The sequence below is a fragment of the Pectinatus sottacetonis genome (assembly GCF_015732155.1).
Taxonomy (GTDB): Bacteria; Bacillota; Negativicutes; order Selenomonadales; family Selenomonadaceae; genus Pectinatus; species Pectinatus sottacetonis.
This window is the reverse complement of sequence record NZ_WIQK01000001.1, coordinates 2,050,194-2,069,004: the sequence shown is the minus strand read 5'-3', so window position 1 is coordinate 2,069,004 and position 18,811 is coordinate 2,050,194. Positions and strand designations below refer to the sequence as shown.

Below are 18,811 nucleotides of genomic sequence, written 5' to 3'. Positions count from 1 at the left end.
TGCTTGGCTAATTGTGACGAAATATCGTTTTTTAACATGTTCTCCTTTGAATAGGTGAAAAAAACAATTTCATAGGAGCATTGTCGTACGGATTGCCTTTGCAACTCATACTACCGGATAATACACCGTTTTATTTTCCGCCGTCTCTAATATACGTAAGATCTGCAAGCCACACGGCATTACAATCAATCACATCGAACTTTTGGTTCAGAAAATTGGGAAACACTTATTCATTGGGATCGGCTTTAGTTGTTTGTGGCTTATATTTATTAATTTGAGCTTTGATCACCTGTTGATGCATGATACGATACGTTGTACCGGACTTGCGATCTACTGAAATTCCCTTTCCGTTTAATTATTCACATATTTTCTGACCGACATAATTATAATCATTCTCACGTTCAATTTGTTGTATATGCGCCACTAAAACAGCATCTTTTGCAAATAGCTTCGGACAACGGGATTTTACCCACTCATAATAACCGCTCTTCGAAATAGATAGTGCGCAGCATAACTCTCTAACAGCAAATTTCGAGCGATGATCATAAATGAATTAATAGATTACTTGCTATTCCTTGCGAAGTATACCGCTACTTGCTTTAAAATAGCTACCTCATTTTCTAATTCTTTGATTTTACGTTGCGCTTTCCTTAATTCATCCGCATCGGGCTTTAGATTCCCAGAATCAGGGAAGGATTGTTTTGGATCTTCTTTATACTGCTGAATCCACTTATAAATTGTATCTTCATGCAAGCCCAGTTTCTCAGCTAAACTGGGGCAGGTGCGATCTCCATATATATATCTTTCTTAAATTCTGAATCAAATCGTTTTCCTTTCATGTAAGACACCTCCTGGTTTTATTGTACCAACCATTCATGGTGTCCGCAAAAAGCAATAAGCTTTAATATATAACTCTCATCCATTTTTCATCTTTTTTATTATCTTTATTATACGATTATCCCACGTATTTTTTTTCAAAAAACCCAGTGTTTCTTCTTTACTTTTTAAAGCATTCAGTCTATTATCTATCAATTTTTTTATTATGCAAAAATATTCATCTTGCGTACTATATAAATACACATAGTCCGCAAATTGCTCTGTTTCATCATATTTAATCGAAACCACAGGCTTATCTGCCTGAATATACTCATATAATTTAACTGGATTAACAGACATAACTAATGGAGTAAGTAGGAAGGGCATAATTAGCATATCTGCTTCAGCCATAACTTCAAACACTTCATTATGGTCCAATATTCCTAGATACTTTAATCTTTCATGTTTTGGCAATTCTATATCCTTAGGCCCATACATATGATACTCAATATCATCATATATATTCAAACTATTTATAATTAAACTCATATCTAACCAACTGGATATTGTTCCAATATAAGTAATTATTTTTTTTCTATGTGGTAAATGATAAAAATCGGATTTATTTTTTTCAATTTTTATTTTTTCTTCGCATATTGCATTATTAATAATTTCTATTTTTGAACTTATATGCAAATTATTCCTCTTTTGAAGAGTTTTACTCAAATAAAAAGAGCTAACAAAAATCTGTGTACTATTTAATAATAATGATCTTTCTGCATTTAGATATTTAATCAATCTTTGTTGTGATAATTTTATAATAGGAAATTCTGCATAATCATCCATACAATCAAAAATAAGACTTTGGTTAGCACTTACATGTTTTTTTATAAGTAAATAGTCTCGTGGATCACTAATCCAAATAATATCATATTTTTTCAATTTCTTCTTTAATTGATAACCTACTATTTTATTACTAAACATTTCGATAAATTTCACTTTTTCATATGGCAATCTAAATATATCATATACACTCACTTTATTTGTAGTATTTTCTACCATTTTAGATTTTCTATATGCTTTTCTGCTATAAACATCAACTTCATAATATTTTGATAGTCCCTCAGCTAAAAATTGAGGACGTTGTTTTATCCATGACCATGAAATATTGGAAATATACATCAACTTTAACTTATTCATTTAGTACCTCTCTACTATTTAAAAACTATTATTAATAATACCATTTCTATTGTGGCACGCTTGTCAATATCAAAATATATAATTTTTATAAGGAATCACGCACTAGTTTTTCTCAAATCTAGCATTGTTACTTAATTAGATGGTTTGTTTATAGTTGTATATATTCTCGAATCTTGCACCTTTTTCGAAAAAAAAACACAAAACAAGCTAGAAAAATGAATAAATCATACCGATACTAAATTATTCACGCAGCAGAAAAAAGATATAATTTTTTTGAAATCATTAGGAAATTCCCAACCAATACCTCTGTGCAAACAAACACCATTATATCTTGATGAAGTTGTTTCAACATTTTCGATTAAATATTTACTAAGTATGAAAAGATTTCCCTATGACAATGCTATTGCCAAAGCAATATTTTAAATTTTTAAAACTGAATTTATACAAGGAAGAAACTTTGAAACTCTATGTCCATTATGCCAAGAATTGGCAAATTATGTAAAATGGTTTAATAACCAGCAAATTCATGGTTCACTCAATTATTTAACACCTGTTGAGTTTCAACGACAGACCTTATAAAGTTTGTTCGACTACATGTTGAAAATCCAGCTTTTCCATATCATAAGACCCCATTTCTATTTATTATAATACCTATTTTATTCTACAACTCGAGAAAAGGGACATTTTTAGATATTTTTCTCATTTTAAAAGTTCCAATATCCACTAAAAATTTACTTTAACACTGAATTTTCGACGTATAAAATCATATACCATAAGCAAAGCACCCATTAAGGAGATAATATTGAGCTTAAAAAAATGCATTATTACTTTCTAATACTACTACTTTTTATATTTTCTTATAAAAAACAAAATAACTGCACATATAAACCAAAAGATCATACTTATATCAACACTTTCTGTGATCTGCTCTGTTACATCATCAGTTAAAATTAACATCATCACTGACAATGCATATATAACTTTTGGTCTATTTACACCTTTATATTTTATTCCAGCCTTCATTATTAAATAAATTATATAATAATGTATAATGAATAATATTATTCCCCCCTCAACTAAGCGCTTTAAAATTCCGCTTTCGGTAACTGTTATTGCAAAAGCTGATCCCCCAGTACTTCCTATCCCAATTCCAAAAAGAAAATTAATATAATTTTTGGTAAAAATACTAATTGCATTTAGCCAATAATAAAATCTTAGCATATTAGGACTTATTGTTGTAGTACTATCATTCCATATTATTATACTAAAAATTCTATTTATAAATAAACCTATATAATAATTATCTCTAAAAAAATAAATACATGTTGCTATTATTAACAAAATCAAAACAAATGATCTTAAAATTTTTAAAATTTTTCTGAATGTAATTCTGTCCCCCAATTTATTTAAAATAGTATAAAAACTGAATGCTATAATGAACGCAACCCAAGGACCTCTTGAGTAAGATGCATATAATCCCATTATGTTAATGAAAAAAAATATTATATATTTTTTTTCATGTTTTAGAAACCACAAATAATAATTTGTTATTCCATAAATTCCACAATCAACTCCTAATGACAATGGAGATACTGAAAGAGATACTGCTCTATATACTGTTTCTCCATCTACAAACGAACCATTCCCATGATTCATATTGACTAAATCATTAAAAGCAACAAATATATATTTCCCTGTACAAAACTCATATAATGCAACTATCGATGTCAAAACACCTATAATCGTAATATAATATAAAACCTTTTTCAAATTAACTCTTGGTAGTACGTACAACGCTGCAAACATCACACATGAATAGAAAATATATTGATATATCCCATATACAAATTTTTCTATTGTATCATAAAATATTATTCCATTCAATATGATATATATATAATATATCATAAAAAAAGCATATATTTTTACCTCTAAGCAACTAATATTTTTACAGGAAAACAAGAAAAAAAGAACTGCTCCCAAAACAACACAAAAACATACAATCCCTTTTACAATATCTGGCCACAAAATAAATGTAGAAACAAAAATAACTATCATCCACAATATAATAGTAGAAAATGATATTCCATTTTTCATTTTATAATCCACCTATAAAAAGCCTATACAAATAGGAAGCAAATCTATTAATATTATATTTATAACAAATATCGCCTATTATAATTTGATAAGCCCCCTTTAGTAAATTTCGATTTAACGTTAACATAACTATAAAATTACAATTATTAGTTAAAAATTGTAATCTCTTATTTAAAAATTTATTTACTAAATCAATATTCCTTACTAAATTTTTTTCTACATTATTTTCTTCTAAAATTTTTTTGGATTTTTTTAAACTCAATATATCTTGTTTCAAAATTTTTATTCTAACATCCAAATTATCTATGCCCACAGCAATCTTTAACTTGTTTATATTTATAGTTTGATTATTCAAATGGAACCTATGAAACATTAATGACAAATCAAGATCATAAAATCCATTTATAATTCCTGCAATTCTACATAGTTCCCTATCCAATAAAACATCTGTATAATTACGATCAATATAGTTTAGTAGTTTTCTTTTAAATGCTATTGTACAGCCAGATGGAGTATTGAAGAACATTTTATTTTCTATATCTATTTTCTTTACTAAACCCGTATCATTTGATTTTTTATCTATTCTGTATTCTATTTTCTTCCCTTCACTATCAATTGATAAATATCGACTTGATAAACATAATATATTATTATTATTATTAAAGCTATTTACCATAACCTCAACTTTATTATCAAACCAAATATCATCTTGATCACAATAAAATATTATTTCACCATGAGCCAAATACATTATATCTAAAAAATTTTGCTGCCATCCTTTGTTTTTTTTATTTGTATACAATACCCAATTGTCTAATTTATTATCATATATAATTTTTTTTATAATAGAAACAGTTTTATCAGTTGAACAATCATCACATATCAAAACCTCATCAAACTGTTTTGTCTGCATTATTAATGACTCCAGCTGTTTACGTATAAATTTCTCACCATTATAAGTAGCTAAAACTAAAGATATCACTATAAACATTTCCTTTCATAAGTATGATAGCTCGTTAGGATATCATGTTATGATTTTAATACCAACATTAATAAATTATGTTAAATAAAGCTTCTATCTCAATGACCTATTAATTTTCATTTTGAAGGTTTTAAAATTGATTTCAGAATCCATTTGCTATAGTTCCATATAGCAATATTTTTAACACCCATCTGATAGAAACTAACTAATAAACATATCTAAGTAATAATAATATATTACGATTATCGAATCTTATAATCAACATGTGATATATTCTACCCCGTATATCACATTATAAGTTCTTTAGAAACATATTCTCTCCAATTTTTTCACAATACTTTGCAGTAAAAGATCCTCCATTAAGGAAAACCGTCTTCAGCCTAGCAGCTTTATACTATACAATTCAGGAGATTTGAAATTTTATTTCACAATACAAACTTTCAGAACCAACTCTAGGCAAATATGGATAAACACAAATCACCTTAAAATTTTTTTATTAATATCATTAAACGTATAAATATATTATAATACCAAAAACCACAATCTATTTCTTTTGAAATTGATAAGCATAATCTTCTCTTTATATTTTTTTTATAAGAAATTATATCACAAAAAATTTTATAATTTTTTTTATCAATAAAATCTCTCCAATATTTAAATACAGTTTCAGCTAATCTATGATCTTTACCACTATTAATCATAAAATAATTAAATCTTTTTAAGATTTTCCTTACAAATACCACTCCATCTACGGAAGCATTTGTACTATGTCTTCTAAACAAAATATACGAATTATTATCAAAAATCACTTTTCCGCCCGCACTAAGGCATAATATTGTAGCTAATCTATCATGTGAACAAACTAATTCTTGAACAGAATAGGCCTTCTGTAGTAATAAATACAATGAACTATTAAATATAAAAGTACAGCCAGCCAATCTATGCCTAGTAAATTCAGCTCCTAATGATAAATTCAATTTTTTAAATCTTTGCATACTTAAAAAATTCAAATTTTCATCTACCCTTTTCAATGCAGTTGCATATAACACAGGTTTTTTTTTATTTTTAACAGTAATATTTTCTCGTATTTTCTTTATGCCATGAGATAATTTTTCTGGTAACCAAACATCATCCTGATCACAAAATGCAAAATAATCAGCCTTTACATTTTGTGTCAACAAATGTAAAAAACTTTTAGCATAACCTTCATTATTACCGCAATAAAAATCCACACAATCATATATTTTTTTATATGATTGTAAAATAGAAAGTGTTCCATCTGTAGACCCGTCATCACGAATTAAAATTGAAACCTCCACATTACTTTGATTAATTAAACTATCTAATTGCTGACTTAAATATTTATCACCATTATATGTTGATAAAAAAACTTGAACTTTAGGAATCATTGCTTGTTGCCCCACACTTTATGAAATTTTCATATGACTTACTTTCTTCTGCTATATCAAAGCGAGTTTTTGCTACGCTTAAATCAATTTTTCGATTATCTGCCTGTAACTCTATCTTTAATATCTCACTTGCCCATAAATTACTGTCACTAATAGGCAAAAACTTTATTTTATCAGAAATTTTTATTTCGCTTGGAATATTGTCGGCCACTAAACAATGTAATCCATTTATCTGAGCTTCAACGCCAACCATTCCTAATCCCTCATAATGTGATGGAAATAAAAATATATCCATCACATTATATAATTTATTCACATCTTTGCGGACTCCTAAAAATTTCACACTATTACCAAGACCATACTTTTCTATTTTATTTTTTATTGTTTGCTTTAAAGGACCATCACCAATAAGCAATAAAATAGAATTATTGTCTTGCTCATATATTTTATTAAAAACCTCTATAAGAAAATCATGATTTTTTTGATACATAAATCGCCCAACATGCCCTATTACTAAAGTATCCTCTTTTATATCCAATTCTTTGCGTAATTGCTGCCTCAAATTTTCGTTATAAATAAACTTATCTATATTTATTGCATTATTAATTATCTTTATTTTCCCAGTTTTGACAGCTTTTTGACCAAACATCCATTTGCCTGCTACTCTTGAGCATGCTAAATATTTATTAGCAAAAATAGTATTAAAAGGACGCAGAATATATTTCAAGAGTGATCTCATTTTTTCACTTTTTACCGCCGTAGAATGATTATGTATTATACGAATTTTTGCACCTGCCAACCATGCTGCAAAAAGCGAAAATACCGATAATGTATTCATATTAGAATGAATGATTTGATAATTATTTTCTTTTATAATTCTATAAATTTGATAAATGTATTTAAAAATATTTTTGCTATATGGCTCTACTTTATAAACTTTTCCTCCTAATGACTCTATTTCATCATCAAGAAGGGATTTTTCATAACCATCAATAATAAAATCAAATTGTATTTTATTTCTATCAATATTTCGATAGTAATTCATGATGACAGCTTCTACACCGCCACCACAAACTACACCGATTATTTGCAAAACTCTTATAGGTTGTTTTTTGTTTATATTATCATCCATATTTATTTTTCCAATTTCATATACAAAAACATACTATAAGCAAATATTCCTATCATACCAATGATAAATCCTGCAATAGTAATTAATAATTTTCTTGGTGCTGATGGTTTCTTGGGCAGATTAGCAGGATCTACCACCTGGATATCCATGCTCTGCATCGCTTGCTGTATCTTGGCCTGTTCACAGCTTTTAACGAGATTGAGATATACTTCGTTCTTTATATCAGCATCTCTTTTGAGCTTTGTATACTGCAAAATATTATCTGAAAGACTGCTCATACTGCCTTCTGCTTTCTTTTCCAATTGTTTAACTGCCGCTTCGCTGGCATTGGCTACAGCAATATTAACCTGAGCCTGGGCTTTTCCCTGTGCCAATGTAGATTGCAATGGACTCAATGTTGTTGTCCCTGCCGATACTTCACTAGCAACTTCACTATTCAAACTCTGGCGCAGTTTTGCCAGCTCATTTTGGGCTGCTATAACGCTAGGATGTTTATCAGTATATTTCTGGCGCAGACCTACAAGCTCTACTTCTTTTGCTACAATACTATCGCGCAGATTCAGGACATTTTTATTATCCGATACATTATATTCCCGGGCATTGGCATTCTGCTTTTTGAGCTGCGCACTTGTACTGTCCAGCTGCGCCTGCGCACTCTGCCGCTGTACTTCCATTTCTCCGATAGTTTTATCAAATGCAGCTAATTGTTCCAACACCGCCTTAGCCTGGTCATCCGGTCCATATACTTTTGTTTGTTTACTGAAATCTTCCAATTTCTGTGCCGCATCATCAGAGTCCTTCTTGGCCTGGTCAATACGCCCGGAAAGGAACGTAACAATAAGGGACTGTGTCTGTTTATTCATCTTCGTCATAAGGAGGAGGAAATTATCCACTACTTCCTTGGATATTTGCTGTGCTTCCTGCGGTGTCCGTCCCTTTGCCATGACAGTAATAAGATCTGTTCCCTTAGTATTCTGGATATCAAGGCTTTTCTTAGCAAAATCTTTTGCTGTCAATTCCGCTTTTTTTTCTTTCGGCATATCCAGCTTGGCAATTATCGGATCAAGTACCGTGCGGCTTTTCATCATTTCTATATAACCCAAGGTCGGTGAATCCATATTACCACTTATTCCCAAAGCAGCAGCTGCTGCAGTAGCTGTACTGGAAGCAGCATTTACACCACTAGTACGAGTTTGTACTAATGTAGTTGATTCATATGTTTTCGGCAGAACAAATGCCAGTATCAGTGCCAACAGTGTACAAATAATAATGATTAATGACACCATCTTTTTTTTCTGCCATATTATATTTCCCAGTATCCGTAAGTCAATTGACTCTTCTTTTTCCATCGAGTAATCTCCCTATTTTTAATTTATAACAAAATTTTAATCTGTAAGATTTTTATATAATCCGTACATGCTGATATATGGCAGGATATCTTCACTGAATACGATCTTGTTGGAATCCGGTACATAGACAATATCCCCATCCTGTAGTGCCAAATTCTGCTTCATATCATGTTTCTTCACATAATCATGCATGTTTACTTCTTTATAATACATGGTTCCATCTATACTACGCAGTACCTGTATATGCTTTATACGGCCGCGGTTGGTAACCCCGCCGGCAGCAGAAAGCGCCGCAAATACATTAAGTGAATCTATCGGCATCTCCTTAATCCCAGGGTCTTTTACATCTCCCATTACATAGACTTTGCGCGGACCATAGCTTTTGATGATAATCGACATACTGGGAATCTTTATATATTCCCCGAGTTTCTGCGTAAGCAGTCTTGTTGCCTGCGGTATAGTAAGACCTGCCAGCTTGACTGCTCCGGCATAGGGGAGCTGCACATAGCCATCCGGACCGATGGTTATATCATTGACACCGATACCGTCAGGAAATCCTACTACCATAATGTTTATTACATCATATTTAGCAAGATGATACTGCGTTATCAAATGATCAGTATTAAGACTGGCTATTTTGAAATCACCACCGGGAATTATTTCTATGGGGGCATCATCAGCAGCTGCCGCCAGTGCTGGAGCAATAGACATGCCTGATATGTAGAATGCAACCGCAAGGGCAATAAGTATTCTCTTAACTATGGGAAACACGCTCCTTTATTTAAATAAGTTTCATTTATTGCAAAATAACATATATATAAATTCTAAAAAACAAACAGGAATCCTGCCCGATAATGAAATTATCTGCTTATATTAAATGTTTTTCATTTGTTCAACCAGTTTTTTTACTTTTTAGCTGCTGCCACGCTGTGTCACCATTATAATATTATCTTTTTCCACCATGATCAGATTGCTTACATCGACACCGGCTATAATATGTTTATCACTGAGGAATAAACTATTTTTACAGTCTATTGCTAAAAACTGCTTGGGATTATCATTGCGGGAAAGTGGGAAAAGCCTTGTGCCTCCGCCACCAGCTAAAATTATGACTTTCATATTTACACGACCTCATTATTTTTAATAGGCGCCCTTTCGTAAAAGCACCATTATTATTGTTTTATAAAGCAATACCATATCTATCCATATAGACCAATTTTGAATATACCATACATCCATCTTTAATCTGTCAGCAAAAGCTATCTCATTTCTACCGCTTACCTGCCAAAGACCTGTTATTCCCGGCATATTTTTTACTATAGTATCCAAATAATTTCCCATTTCTTTTCTTTCCCGTGGCAGATAGGGTCGTGGCCCAACAAGACTCATATCTCCTTTTATTACATTTATTATCTGTGGCAATTCATCAATACTAAACTTGCGCAGGCTCCTGCCAATTTTAGTTATTCGTGGATCATTGTATTTTATTTTCTTATAAACCTTCCACTCTTTGGCAGCCTGAGGATGCGTTTCCATATATTTTGTTAAAATTTTATCGGAATCATTAAACATAGTACGAAATTTATAACAGATAAACTCTTTATTATTTTTCCCAATTCTTTTTGCATTATAAAATATCTTTCCCTGTGAATCAATTTTAATAAAAAAACCAATTATAACTAAAAAGGGAATAAGTACGAGAAAAATCATACCACCAACTACTATATCAAAGAGTCTCTTCAAATAACGATTATATTGTCTTGACATATTGTTTTTCATTTTAAGCATCATAAGCCGAGCATTATAAAAACGCTGTATCTCAACATTACCTATGGGTGTGCCTATAAGGTCAGGTACAAAGGAAAGATTTTTTACCAATGGCTGGACTCTGTTTATCATATCAAGCAGCTTGTTTTTTCCCAGTCCGGGAGCCGCAATAATAACTGTCTTTACTTTTGTCTGCTTTATTATTTTTTCCGCATCAGCAAAACCACCAAGGACGGGATATTTTGCTGGCAGTATTGCTGATACAGGGGCATCATCAAGGAAGCCGACAACTTTTGCCCCAAAGCCTGTGTCATTACCTATTTCCCTTAATACAAGCTCTGCCGTCTTACCTGCTCCTATAATGAGAACCGGTTCCAGTAAAATATTGGCCTTAAAAAGAATCTTTTTTAATATATACCGGAAGGTACACAGGAAGATGAATGACATTATACCGAGTATTGCCACGTAAATACGGGATACACCACCAGCAATATGACCAAAATACAGCACTGTTATACATACCATAATGCTGCATATCACGGCATGAAAAACCTTTTCTATTACTTCCCAAAATGGAGCCCGATTAACATAAATTTCCTTACTATGCAGAAATACCAGAAAGACTGTCGGTATAAGGAAATAAAAATATAGCGGTGGAACATTTGGCATAACAGCATACTCGGAAAATATGCCAACATGCTGCCGCAGAAATATCGAAACTTTCTGGGCTGCAAGTATAGCCAGGTAATCCATCGCTAATAATAAAAAAGGTATAAGGTATGACGCTATATGATCCATCTTAGTAATATTTGTACTTATATCATTAGATTTCATTGTTATCTCTTTCGTGGTTTTTATTTAATATAATTGCATATACGTATATATGATAGCAAACTTTCCCATAAATTGCCACTTCAATAGACAAACTTGTATTAAAAATTTAATGCATTAAGCAAAAAAATATTTATTTTTAAAGCTGATTATTATAAAGCATAAATTTATTCACATTTAATAGTAGACACTAAGCAAAAAAGAAAATTTATGCTCTATAAATATGCCAGTAACAATATTTAATCACATTGATAAGAGATCAGCAAAATTTCATTTATTATTTTCTATTGATTCTTCATTAATTTAATTTTTCATTCATTTCAATGAATATTTCCTGAACTATATGATTCATCGAATACTTCTCTTTTACTGTATTATATCCGGCCTCAGCAATATCGTTCCTTTTTTCTTCATATCTTAAATAATAATCCAGCTTATTTACCATATCTTCAGCATCGTTGTATATTTCCATATTACTACCCGGTTCTACTATGCCGCAGTAATCTTTCCTACTATCCATTAATTCAAAGGAATTAGTTGCCATTATTTCAAAAGTACGCGGGTTTATTGCTGCGGATGCTGTTCTGTTTATATTGAGAACTATTTTACTACTCCTATAAACTTCAGCTGTTTTTTGCGGTGGAATCCTTCTGATATTTGCTAAACAGTTACTTAAATAGGGATATTTATGTAAAAACCGTCTTTTTTCAATATATTTTTTCCAAAAATGCCGGGATTCATGATCCATAGTTATTCCATAAATACACATTTTCAAACGATTTTTATAGGCAAACTCTGCTGCTTTTTCCAATATACTCAATCTTAAATCACTGCGTCCGCCGACAAAAGATATATCTATATCTTTATGTTCTGTATTGCATTTCTTATAAAAACGCTCATCATATCCTACAGGGATAAATACAGTTTTCTTCTTAAACCGTTCTTGAATTAAATGCACATCATCCTTTTCATATGTAAAAATCACATTGAACCATGCCAATTTATGATATATTGCATTGTAAAACAGTTTTTCCTTTAGACTGTCAATAAGCCAAATAGCTGTTTTACTTTCTTGTCGCATATAATCTACTGTTTTTTGGGAAACAATACAACCGCCTAAGAAAAAAACTATATTGGGCTTTGTTTTATCGTACAACGATTTTATGCTTTTTTCTTGTTTTTTAGCAAATTTTATAAAAAGTTTATCCTTCCAGCCCAAAGAATAAATTTTTCTTTGCCAAAATGACATTGATGTAAAAAAATCATTTATAGAATATATATTCAATTCACATTTAAGCTGTTTTACTGCATAAATAAATGAATCTGTGTAACTTCCTTTCTCACCAATAAGTAAAATTTTCATATAATTATTAAAACCTGCCTTGATATAATTTTACTGCGTTGACACTTATTATGTGTTTTTTCATTAATTTCTTTTCCAAATCCATTGGTTAAATTCCCCTTTTTTCTCTTATAACTAATCTTTTGTACAATATTGATCATGCTGGCAAAACATATAATTATTATATACAATTAATTATAACAAGACCATAAATATTTTAATATTATTAATAAAAAAGCAGAAAAAAGCTATAACATCGTTATTATATAGCAAGGAGCCATACATATTTTACTATTGTTAGTATCGTAATACAGCAACGGCTCCTTTGTCCGCCCTTAGAAGGGCGGGGAACCGCTTTAGCGGTGGTGGGTTGCATTCTGCCTTCTATCTTTAGCATAATCGCGATAGTACAGACTGCTGAATACATTTTTTACAACGAAGGTCTTCAAATACTATTGTTTATAAAGAATAAATAGCAATGGTTCCTTTGTCCGCCCTTAGAAGGGCGGGGAACCGCTTTAGCGGTGGTGGGTTGCATTCTGCCTTCTATCTTTAGCATAATCACGATAGTACAGACTGCTGAATACATTTTTTACAACGAAGGTCTTCAAATACTATTGTTTATAAAGAATAAATAGCAATGGTTCCTTTGTCCGCCCTTAGAAGGGCGGGGAACCGTTTTAGCGGTGGTGGGTTGCATTCTGCCTTCTATCTTTAGCATAATCGCGATAGTACAGACTGCTGAATACATTTCTTTACACCAGTAAAATTTCTCCAAATGTCATTATTGGTAAAACGAATAACCTTTATTCCCAGAGATTCAATACATTTTGTCCTTTTATTATCATATTGTATGGCACTATCTTCATAATGTTGACTCCCCTGAACCTCCCACGACTAAAGTCGCGGGGTTCCTGCTTCATAGATAGTTGCGCCAAAAGCACGTCTTACATTATCTCCACAGGCTATCCCCGTAGTTCCTACGGTTCTTATATATGTTATTACGCTGTTATGTTTAATATTCTTAGTCCTTCATTGCGAATGTTTATGGCGGCATTTATATCTCTGTCATGCTGGGCTTTACAGTTAGGACATTCCCATTTTCTTTAGGGATTGCTCACTTTTCTTTTTATCTTTACAAGATTATTGCCTGATTATTTTAAACTTAACATGCAGGCTTTAGAAAAGCAAGTTCTTTGCAGTAACATATATAAGAGTCGTAAGTTCTTTTTTAGTCGTATGGGGGAGGTGTCGTTCACACGGGCTCGCTGCTTCCCATGCGGTTCTCTTATGAACTCCTTTATGTTTCCATAAAGCACAGACTATATCTTGTCCTTCGGCATTATCCGTTAAGGTCTGCCCACTTCCAGCCGCTTGGCTGTACTTCCCTCAAGAGGAATAGTCGTTGGGGATTCTCCTGTTCGGAGCTTTCCTGCTGATTGTCCATTTTCTTAGTGTTTAGGGTTTAACCTTGCACCATACAGCATATTTTTTTTACTTTCGTCGCCGTCACGTTTGAGCTTGTTTCATCTTAGCGTTGTGGCTATGCTGTCTTTAGGAGTTTCCAGCATTTCAGGCAGTATTGGATTGGTCTTTGCCAATCTCTATATGCATATTTCTATACATACTGACTAGTTTGGTTGCCTAACTCAGACTGAAGTCACGAGTGTGCGGCTCCCATTTAATCAATTTCTATTACTAAATGTGCTTTTTCACAATAAAAATCTACAATATAGTGCATAATAATTTTTTGGCGAAGAAATTTTACTGGATAATTCCGTAAAAAATCAAACCATAGATGACACTCTTCCTTTGTCATATTACACCGTAAATTTCTTGCATTATTTGCCAATTGTCTGTTCTGCGATAAAAACAATGTAAAAAACTCCTTTAATAATCTAGTCTACAGCCAGAATTTTTTTTAATCGACAGAAAAAAAGTATTGTTCCTTTGTCCGCCCTTAGAAGGGCGTACAGAAAACCACGCTTGTTTCACATCAATAAAAATAAATATATTAGTTATTATTTGATGGTTTTTTATTGTTTTCACTCACTGGTGTAATAACAGCTACTTCAAACAAACGATGCCACGGGAATTTAACATTTAATTCATCCAAATTTTTCTGTCCGGGAAGTTTATCCAATCCATATTTTTTTACTGCCTGACGCATTAATACAGTAGCATACTGTTGTGCCTGAACTGTACGTGTTTTTGTGTCGCCATAATTTCCTTGTCCGGTAAAACTATCCATCTTATTTGCCGTTGCCTGACGGATATTAGCCTGATAAAACCAATCATCCAAATATCTTGGTACAAGCATTTTTATGATATTATCCTGGTTTGTATAGGAAGAAAGCATTCCCATGCTGATAGCATACCCACTGCTGTTTGTCGGCGTATTCCAGCCAGCATAAGCTCCCAGTTTACCAAGATAGCCACGCTGCCACATTATATTCATAAGGGCATTATCTGCACCATTGCCAAAGTCAATATCGGCAACTGCTGTGTTTTTATGCTGAGCAAGATATTTACCTACCATATCAGCAAATGCTACTGTATTTGCTCGTGGTAAAGTGGTATTATTCAGGTCATTTGCAGCATAAGTCAAACCGTTTTTATCAGTGTCCAGCAGCAATACCATATCAGCTCTTTTGTCATTGGTAATTTCCAATCCATCGGCCATACGGATATGTGTTTTTACAGAATTCTTTATTGGTTCATTGGAATAAGCGGGAATTGTATCGGCTCCTTTGCCGGGAGCATAGTGTACACTGACGAAAGGAATATCGCCCTTTATCTGGTTCACCGCCCGTGTCAGGAGTATCATACCAATTTCGTCAATGCCTGCCACTGACTGATAGTTTACCCCTTTTATGCTTTGGCCGTATTTATCCAGTTCACGGCGTTCTTTATCTGTCTGGGAGTATTTAGCATTGTCATCACATCCCAGTGCCAGATAAGTTATAGCTTTGTCTTTTGCTAAATCTATAAGATATTTGTTTACGGCAAAGTTTCCGGCACGGCGGGAAAGCCAGTCATTAATATCCGATGAGGGAATATCTTTTTTTAGTTGTACTAATTCTTTTTTTTCTTTATGTGTAAGCCCATCTTTTTCTTGTTTATCAGCAAGTGCCGTATACCGTGCTATCATCGTCCCATATATATGATAGTAAGCTGGTTCTTCAGAGGATGCAGCATTCGTCTGCGGTGTACGCATTATTGAGCTGAAAACATATATCGGCAGATATGGATATTTTTTATGCAAGGCGTAAAAAGCATATTCTGCCCTTTGATGCAGCACCAGAGCTGCTATGTTGTGCTTTCGTGAAGCAACGAGGCTGCCATAAACAAGTGAATCCGATGATAAGACAGCAAAATCTGCCTTACCGGCATTATCCATTACCCATTGGGCAAGTGCTTCGGGATGTCCCAAGTCATCACGGCTGCCAAGCAGATTTGCCGGTGGTGTAATAACTTTATAGCCCAAGGCTCTGATATTATTTGCAGTCTGCTCAAATGATATCGGCCTGTTATCATGCGGCACAAACAATATCGTCTGGTTAAACTGAGCCAATGCAGTACCATTAACAGCGGCACTGCAAAAAACGGCAATAAATACTATAAAATATTTTATAATTTTCAAATTCTACACTCCTCATTTTTACTAAATAAAATTGTTAGTTTTGTCATTAATTATATAAATCATAAATGGCAATTTTCTATATTCTTCTTTACTTGATAAAAACCCTTTTATTTAGTTAGCAGAAGTGATACTGGTTTTCAATATTATAGTTTAATTATAGGCTGCAACCACTTGTTATGCAAAAACAAATGAACACAGCTGTGTTCATTATATGTCTAGATATAACAGTGTTTATTAAATATAATAATGGCATAGGGAAAATATCATTTTATTATACAAGAGAGGCAAGATGATGCGTATACAAAATAAAAGAATTATTAAAATACTAGAAATATTAGACCAAAGCAAATATTCTATGACAGGTGAATGTATTGCTAGTTCACTTGGCATTAGTCGCAGTACAGTAAGACGGGATATAAAAGAATTAAATGTATTTCTACAGCAATTTGATGCCAGTGTAATAGCAGAAGCGGGAAGCGGTTATAAACTTAACAATTCAAATAATAGCAAATATATGCAGATGAAGGAAAAATATAGTATAAATTTATCAGGAAATTATCAAGGTGTAAATATAGTTCCTTTTGATTATAGTGATCGTATTTCCTTTATAATAGCTAGAATATTACTAAATTCTCTTCACAATAAAATTGTTAATCAGGAAGAATTAGCTGATGAACTTTTTTTAAGCCTATCAACTCTAAAAAAATACTTATCTGATATCAAAAAAAGTTTGTCAAGATTCAACTTGAAACTAGTTACTGACAGACTTAACGGCGTCAGAATAGATGGTGCTGAAGCACAAATACGTTATTGTATATCAGAATATATTTTTAATCGTGATGATTTACTTAATTTAAATAATAATGATTTTTTTAATGATATTTTCCCTCAAGAAGAGATAGAAATAGTAAAACATATTCTTATGAAAGTAATTTTGAAGTATAACATCCATCTAACAGATGTTGCTTTCAAAAATTTACTTGTTCATATTGTTATAACCATGCGACGATCTAGTAACAAAAATACTGTAGAATATACAAAACAGGAACAGCAAAAACTCCAGCAATCTGCTTATTTCAATCCTTCAACAGAAATACTTTATGCCGTAAAACAACAATTAGGCGTAGATATTGATAATGAAGTATATTATCTTACGCAACACTTTATTGCCAGCCAAAAATTTATTGAATCATCTAAGAGCCGTGATGAATCCAGAATTTTAATTAATAATATACTACAGCGCATTAAAAATAATACTGGATTCAATCTTTTTGATGACAGGGAACTCATTTCTGGTTTAATGATTCATTTAATTGCGGCTATAAACCGATTGAAATTTAATATGAATATTCGTAATGAGATTCTTATACCTATAAAGAATAATTATCCAGTAGCTTTTGAAATGGCAATTATTGCTAGTGAAGTTATTGAAGAACAAAAAAAGGTCAAAACTAATGAAAATGAAATTGGATTTTTAGCTATTCATTTTGGTGCCTCATTAGAACGTAATAAGCTTAATAAAGAAATAGGCAAAACAGCCATTATCGTTTGTGGAACTGGTTTATCAACAGCACTTTTACTTAAAAGCAAGCTGCAACGGCGCTACAGCGGAATATTACAAATTAAAAAGGTTATGAGTTGCTATGAACTTACACCAGAATTAATTAATAGCATTGATTTTATTTTTTCTACAGTGCCTATCCCCAATATAGAAACGGATAAAATCATTCGAGTTGAACCGATAATGACTAAAGATGATTTAGAAAGAATCGAAATAAAACTTTCTGGCGGGAAAAATATACAACATATTGATTATGAAAAATTTTTCAAACAAGAATTATTCTTCGCAAATTTTAAAGCTAAATCAACACACGAAGTTATTAGTAAAATATCATCTGTCATGATAGAAAAGGGATATATAGATAAAAATATCCAAAAATCAATTTTTGTTCGTGAAAATATGTCTTCTACTGAAATAGGTAATTTTGTGGCTGTACCCCATGCACTAGAAAATGATATGAAGGAAGCAGCAGTTGCTGTAAGCGTTCTGGAAGAAGCTATAAAATGGAAAAAAACATATGTTCAAATAGTTTTTTTATTATGTATTCCTAAAAAGTTATATAGCGTGTGGGAACCGGTATTTAAAAATATTTACCAAAAATTTATTCATGGTAATTACACAAATAAGTTCTTAAAAAATCCTAATTATACAGAATTAATAAATATTTTAAAAAAATAAAGGA

The 18,811-nt window shown here is 31.9% G+C and carries 16 protein-coding genes and 2 pseudogenes; 3 read left to right on the top strand and 15 right to left on the bottom strand.

Annotated elements, in window-relative coordinates:
• Positions 1 to 561: 561 nt before the first annotated feature.
• The gene (locus I6760_RS09680) at positions 562 to 798 is read right to left on the bottom strand and encodes a transposase (RefSeq protein WP_330997990.1); all 237 of its coding nucleotides are present in this window, start codon (positions 796 to 798) and stop codon (positions 562 to 564) included.
• 117 nt (positions 799 to 915) lie between these two features.
• Positions 916 to 2,016: a glycosyltransferase family protein gene (locus tag I6760_RS09675; RefSeq protein ID WP_196594227.1), complete on the bottom strand. Its 1,101-nt coding sequence runs from the start codon at positions 2,014 to 2,016 to the stop codon at positions 916 to 918.
• A 273-nt stretch (positions 2,017 to 2,289) separates the two neighbouring features.
• Here I6760_RS09675 and I6760_RS12755 point away from each other — a divergent pair, with 273 nt between their 5' ends.
• Together I6760_RS12755 and I6760_RS13085 are read left to right on the top strand one after the other, a co-directional pair.
• Positions 2,290 to 2,439 (top strand): hypothetical protein, encoded by a 150-nt coding sequence (locus tag I6760_RS12755; protein ID WP_231036222.1) that lies wholly within the window; start codon positions 2,290 to 2,292, stop codon positions 2,437 to 2,439.
• Complete coding sequence (locus I6760_RS13085) at positions 2,440 to 2,595, top strand: IS3 family transposase (RefSeq protein ID WP_196594845.1); 156 nt, start codon at positions 2,440 to 2,442, stop codon at positions 2,593 to 2,595.
• 261 nt (positions 2,596 to 2,856) lie between these two features.
• On the opposite strand, the gene I6760_RS09665 is transcribed toward I6760_RS13085, so the two are convergent.
• The 13 genes and pseudogenes from I6760_RS09665 to I6760_RS09605 form a co-directional block, all read right to left on the bottom strand.
• Positions 2,857 to 4,113 (bottom strand): oligosaccharide repeat unit polymerase, encoded by a 1,257-nt coding sequence (locus I6760_RS09665; protein WP_196594226.1) that lies wholly within the window; start codon positions 4,111 to 4,113, stop codon positions 2,857 to 2,859.
• A gap of 1 nt (position 4,114) precedes the next feature.
• Positions 4,115 to 5,104: a glycosyltransferase gene (locus I6760_RS09660; protein ID WP_231036221.1), complete on the bottom strand. Its 990-nt coding sequence runs from the start codon at positions 5,102 to 5,104 to the stop codon at positions 4,115 to 4,117.
• A gap of 473 nt (positions 5,105 to 5,577) precedes the next feature.
• Positions 5,578 to 6,519, bottom strand: coding sequence for a glycosyltransferase (locus I6760_RS09655; RefSeq protein WP_196594224.1), 942 nt, complete (start codon positions 6,517 to 6,519; stop codon positions 5,578 to 5,580).
• Complete coding sequence (locus I6760_RS09650) at positions 6,494 to 7,636, bottom strand: glycosyltransferase family 1 protein (protein WP_196594223.1); 1,143 nt, start codon at positions 7,634 to 7,636, stop codon at positions 6,494 to 6,496. Before I6760_RS09650 ends, I6760_RS09655 begins: the two co-directional genes overlap by 26 nt.
• 2 nt (positions 7,637 to 7,638) lie before the next feature.
• On the bottom strand, positions 7,639 to 8,985 hold the full coding sequence (locus I6760_RS09645) for a GumC family protein (RefSeq protein WP_196594222.1): 1,347 nt from the start codon (positions 8,983 to 8,985) through the stop codon (positions 7,639 to 7,641).
• A gap of 36 nt (positions 8,986 to 9,021) precedes the next feature.
• On the bottom strand, positions 9,022 to 9,756 hold the full coding sequence (locus I6760_RS09640; RefSeq protein WP_330997962.1) for a polysaccharide biosynthesis/export family protein: 735 nt from the start codon (positions 9,754 to 9,756) through the stop codon (positions 9,022 to 9,024).
• Positions 9,757 to 9,897: 141 nt separating this feature from the next.
• Positions 9,898 to 10,104, bottom strand: coding sequence for a sugar phosphate nucleotidyltransferase (locus tag I6760_RS12750; protein ID WP_330997961.1), 207 nt, complete (start codon positions 10,102 to 10,104; stop codon positions 9,898 to 9,900).
• A 21-nt stretch (positions 10,105 to 10,125) separates the two neighbouring features.
• Positions 10,126 to 11,586 (bottom strand): undecaprenyl-phosphate galactose phosphotransferase WbaP, encoded by a 1,461-nt coding sequence (gene wbaP / locus I6760_RS09630; protein ID WP_196594221.1) that lies wholly within the window; start codon positions 11,584 to 11,586, stop codon positions 10,126 to 10,128.
• Between the two features lie 295 nt (positions 11,587 to 11,881).
• On the bottom strand, positions 11,882 to 12,946 hold the full coding sequence (locus I6760_RS09625; RefSeq protein WP_196594220.1) for a CgeB family protein: 1,065 nt from the start codon (positions 12,944 to 12,946) through the stop codon (positions 11,882 to 11,884).
• Between the two features lie 693 nt (positions 12,947 to 13,639).
• Positions 13,640 to 13,804, bottom strand: a pseudogene (locus I6760_RS13080) (DUF559 domain-containing protein); the annotation flags it as partial.
• 122 nt (positions 13,805 to 13,926) lie between these two features.
• A pseudogene (locus I6760_RS13075) lies at positions 13,927 to 14,025 on the bottom strand (zinc ribbon domain-containing protein); the annotation flags it as partial.
• Between the two features lie 581 nt (positions 14,026 to 14,606).
• Entirely contained in the window at positions 14,607 to 14,801 is a 195-nt protein-coding gene (locus tag I6760_RS09610; RefSeq protein WP_231036219.1) for an endonuclease domain-containing protein, read from the bottom strand.
• A 138-nt stretch (positions 14,802 to 14,939) separates the two neighbouring features.
• Positions 14,940 to 16,568 (bottom strand): DUF4127 family protein, encoded by a 1,629-nt coding sequence (locus I6760_RS09605; RefSeq protein WP_196594219.1) that lies wholly within the window; start codon positions 16,566 to 16,568, stop codon positions 14,940 to 14,942.
• 289 nt (positions 16,569 to 16,857) lie between these two features.
• On the opposite strand from I6760_RS09605, the gene I6760_RS09600 reads away from it, so the two are divergent.
• The gene (locus I6760_RS09600; RefSeq protein WP_231036218.1) at positions 16,858 to 18,807 is read left to right on the top strand and encodes a BglG family transcription antiterminator; all 1,950 of its coding nucleotides are present in this window, start codon (positions 16,858 to 16,860) and stop codon (positions 18,805 to 18,807) included.
• The last annotated feature ends 4 nt before the right edge of the window (positions 18,808 to 18,811 follow it).

Coding starts and splice junctions, on each gene's coding strand:
- I6760_RS12750 (WP_330997961.1), bottom strand. CDS start 10,104: ATGAAAGTCATAATTTTAGCTGGTGGCGGAGGCACAAGGCTTTTCCCA.
- I6760_RS09600 (WP_231036218.1), top strand. CDS start 16,858: ATGATGCGTATACAAAATAAAAGAATTATTAAAATACTAGAAATATTA.
- wbaP (WP_196594221.1), bottom strand. CDS start 11,586: ATGAAATCTAATGATATAAGTACAAATATTACTAAGATGGATCATATA.
- I6760_RS09665 (WP_196594226.1), bottom strand. CDS start 4,113: ATGAAAAATGGAATATCATTTTCTACTATTATATTGTGGATGATAGTT.
- I6760_RS09675 (WP_196594227.1), bottom strand. CDS start 2,016: ATGAATAAGTTAAAGTTGATGTATATTTCCAATATTTCATGGTCATGG.
- I6760_RS09625 (WP_196594220.1), bottom strand. CDS start 12,946: ATGAAAATTTTACTTATTGGTGAGAAAGGAAGTTACACAGATTCATTT.
- I6760_RS09660 (WP_231036221.1), bottom strand. CDS start 5,104: ATGTTTATAGTGATATCTTTAGTTTTAGCTACTTATAATGGTGAGAAA.
- I6760_RS09645 (WP_196594222.1), bottom strand. CDS start 8,985: ATGGAAAAAGAAGAGTCAATTGACTTACGGATACTGGGAAATATAATA.
- I6760_RS09650 (WP_196594223.1), bottom strand. CDS start 7,636: ATGGATGATAATATAAACAAAAAACAACCTATAAGAGTTTTGCAAATA.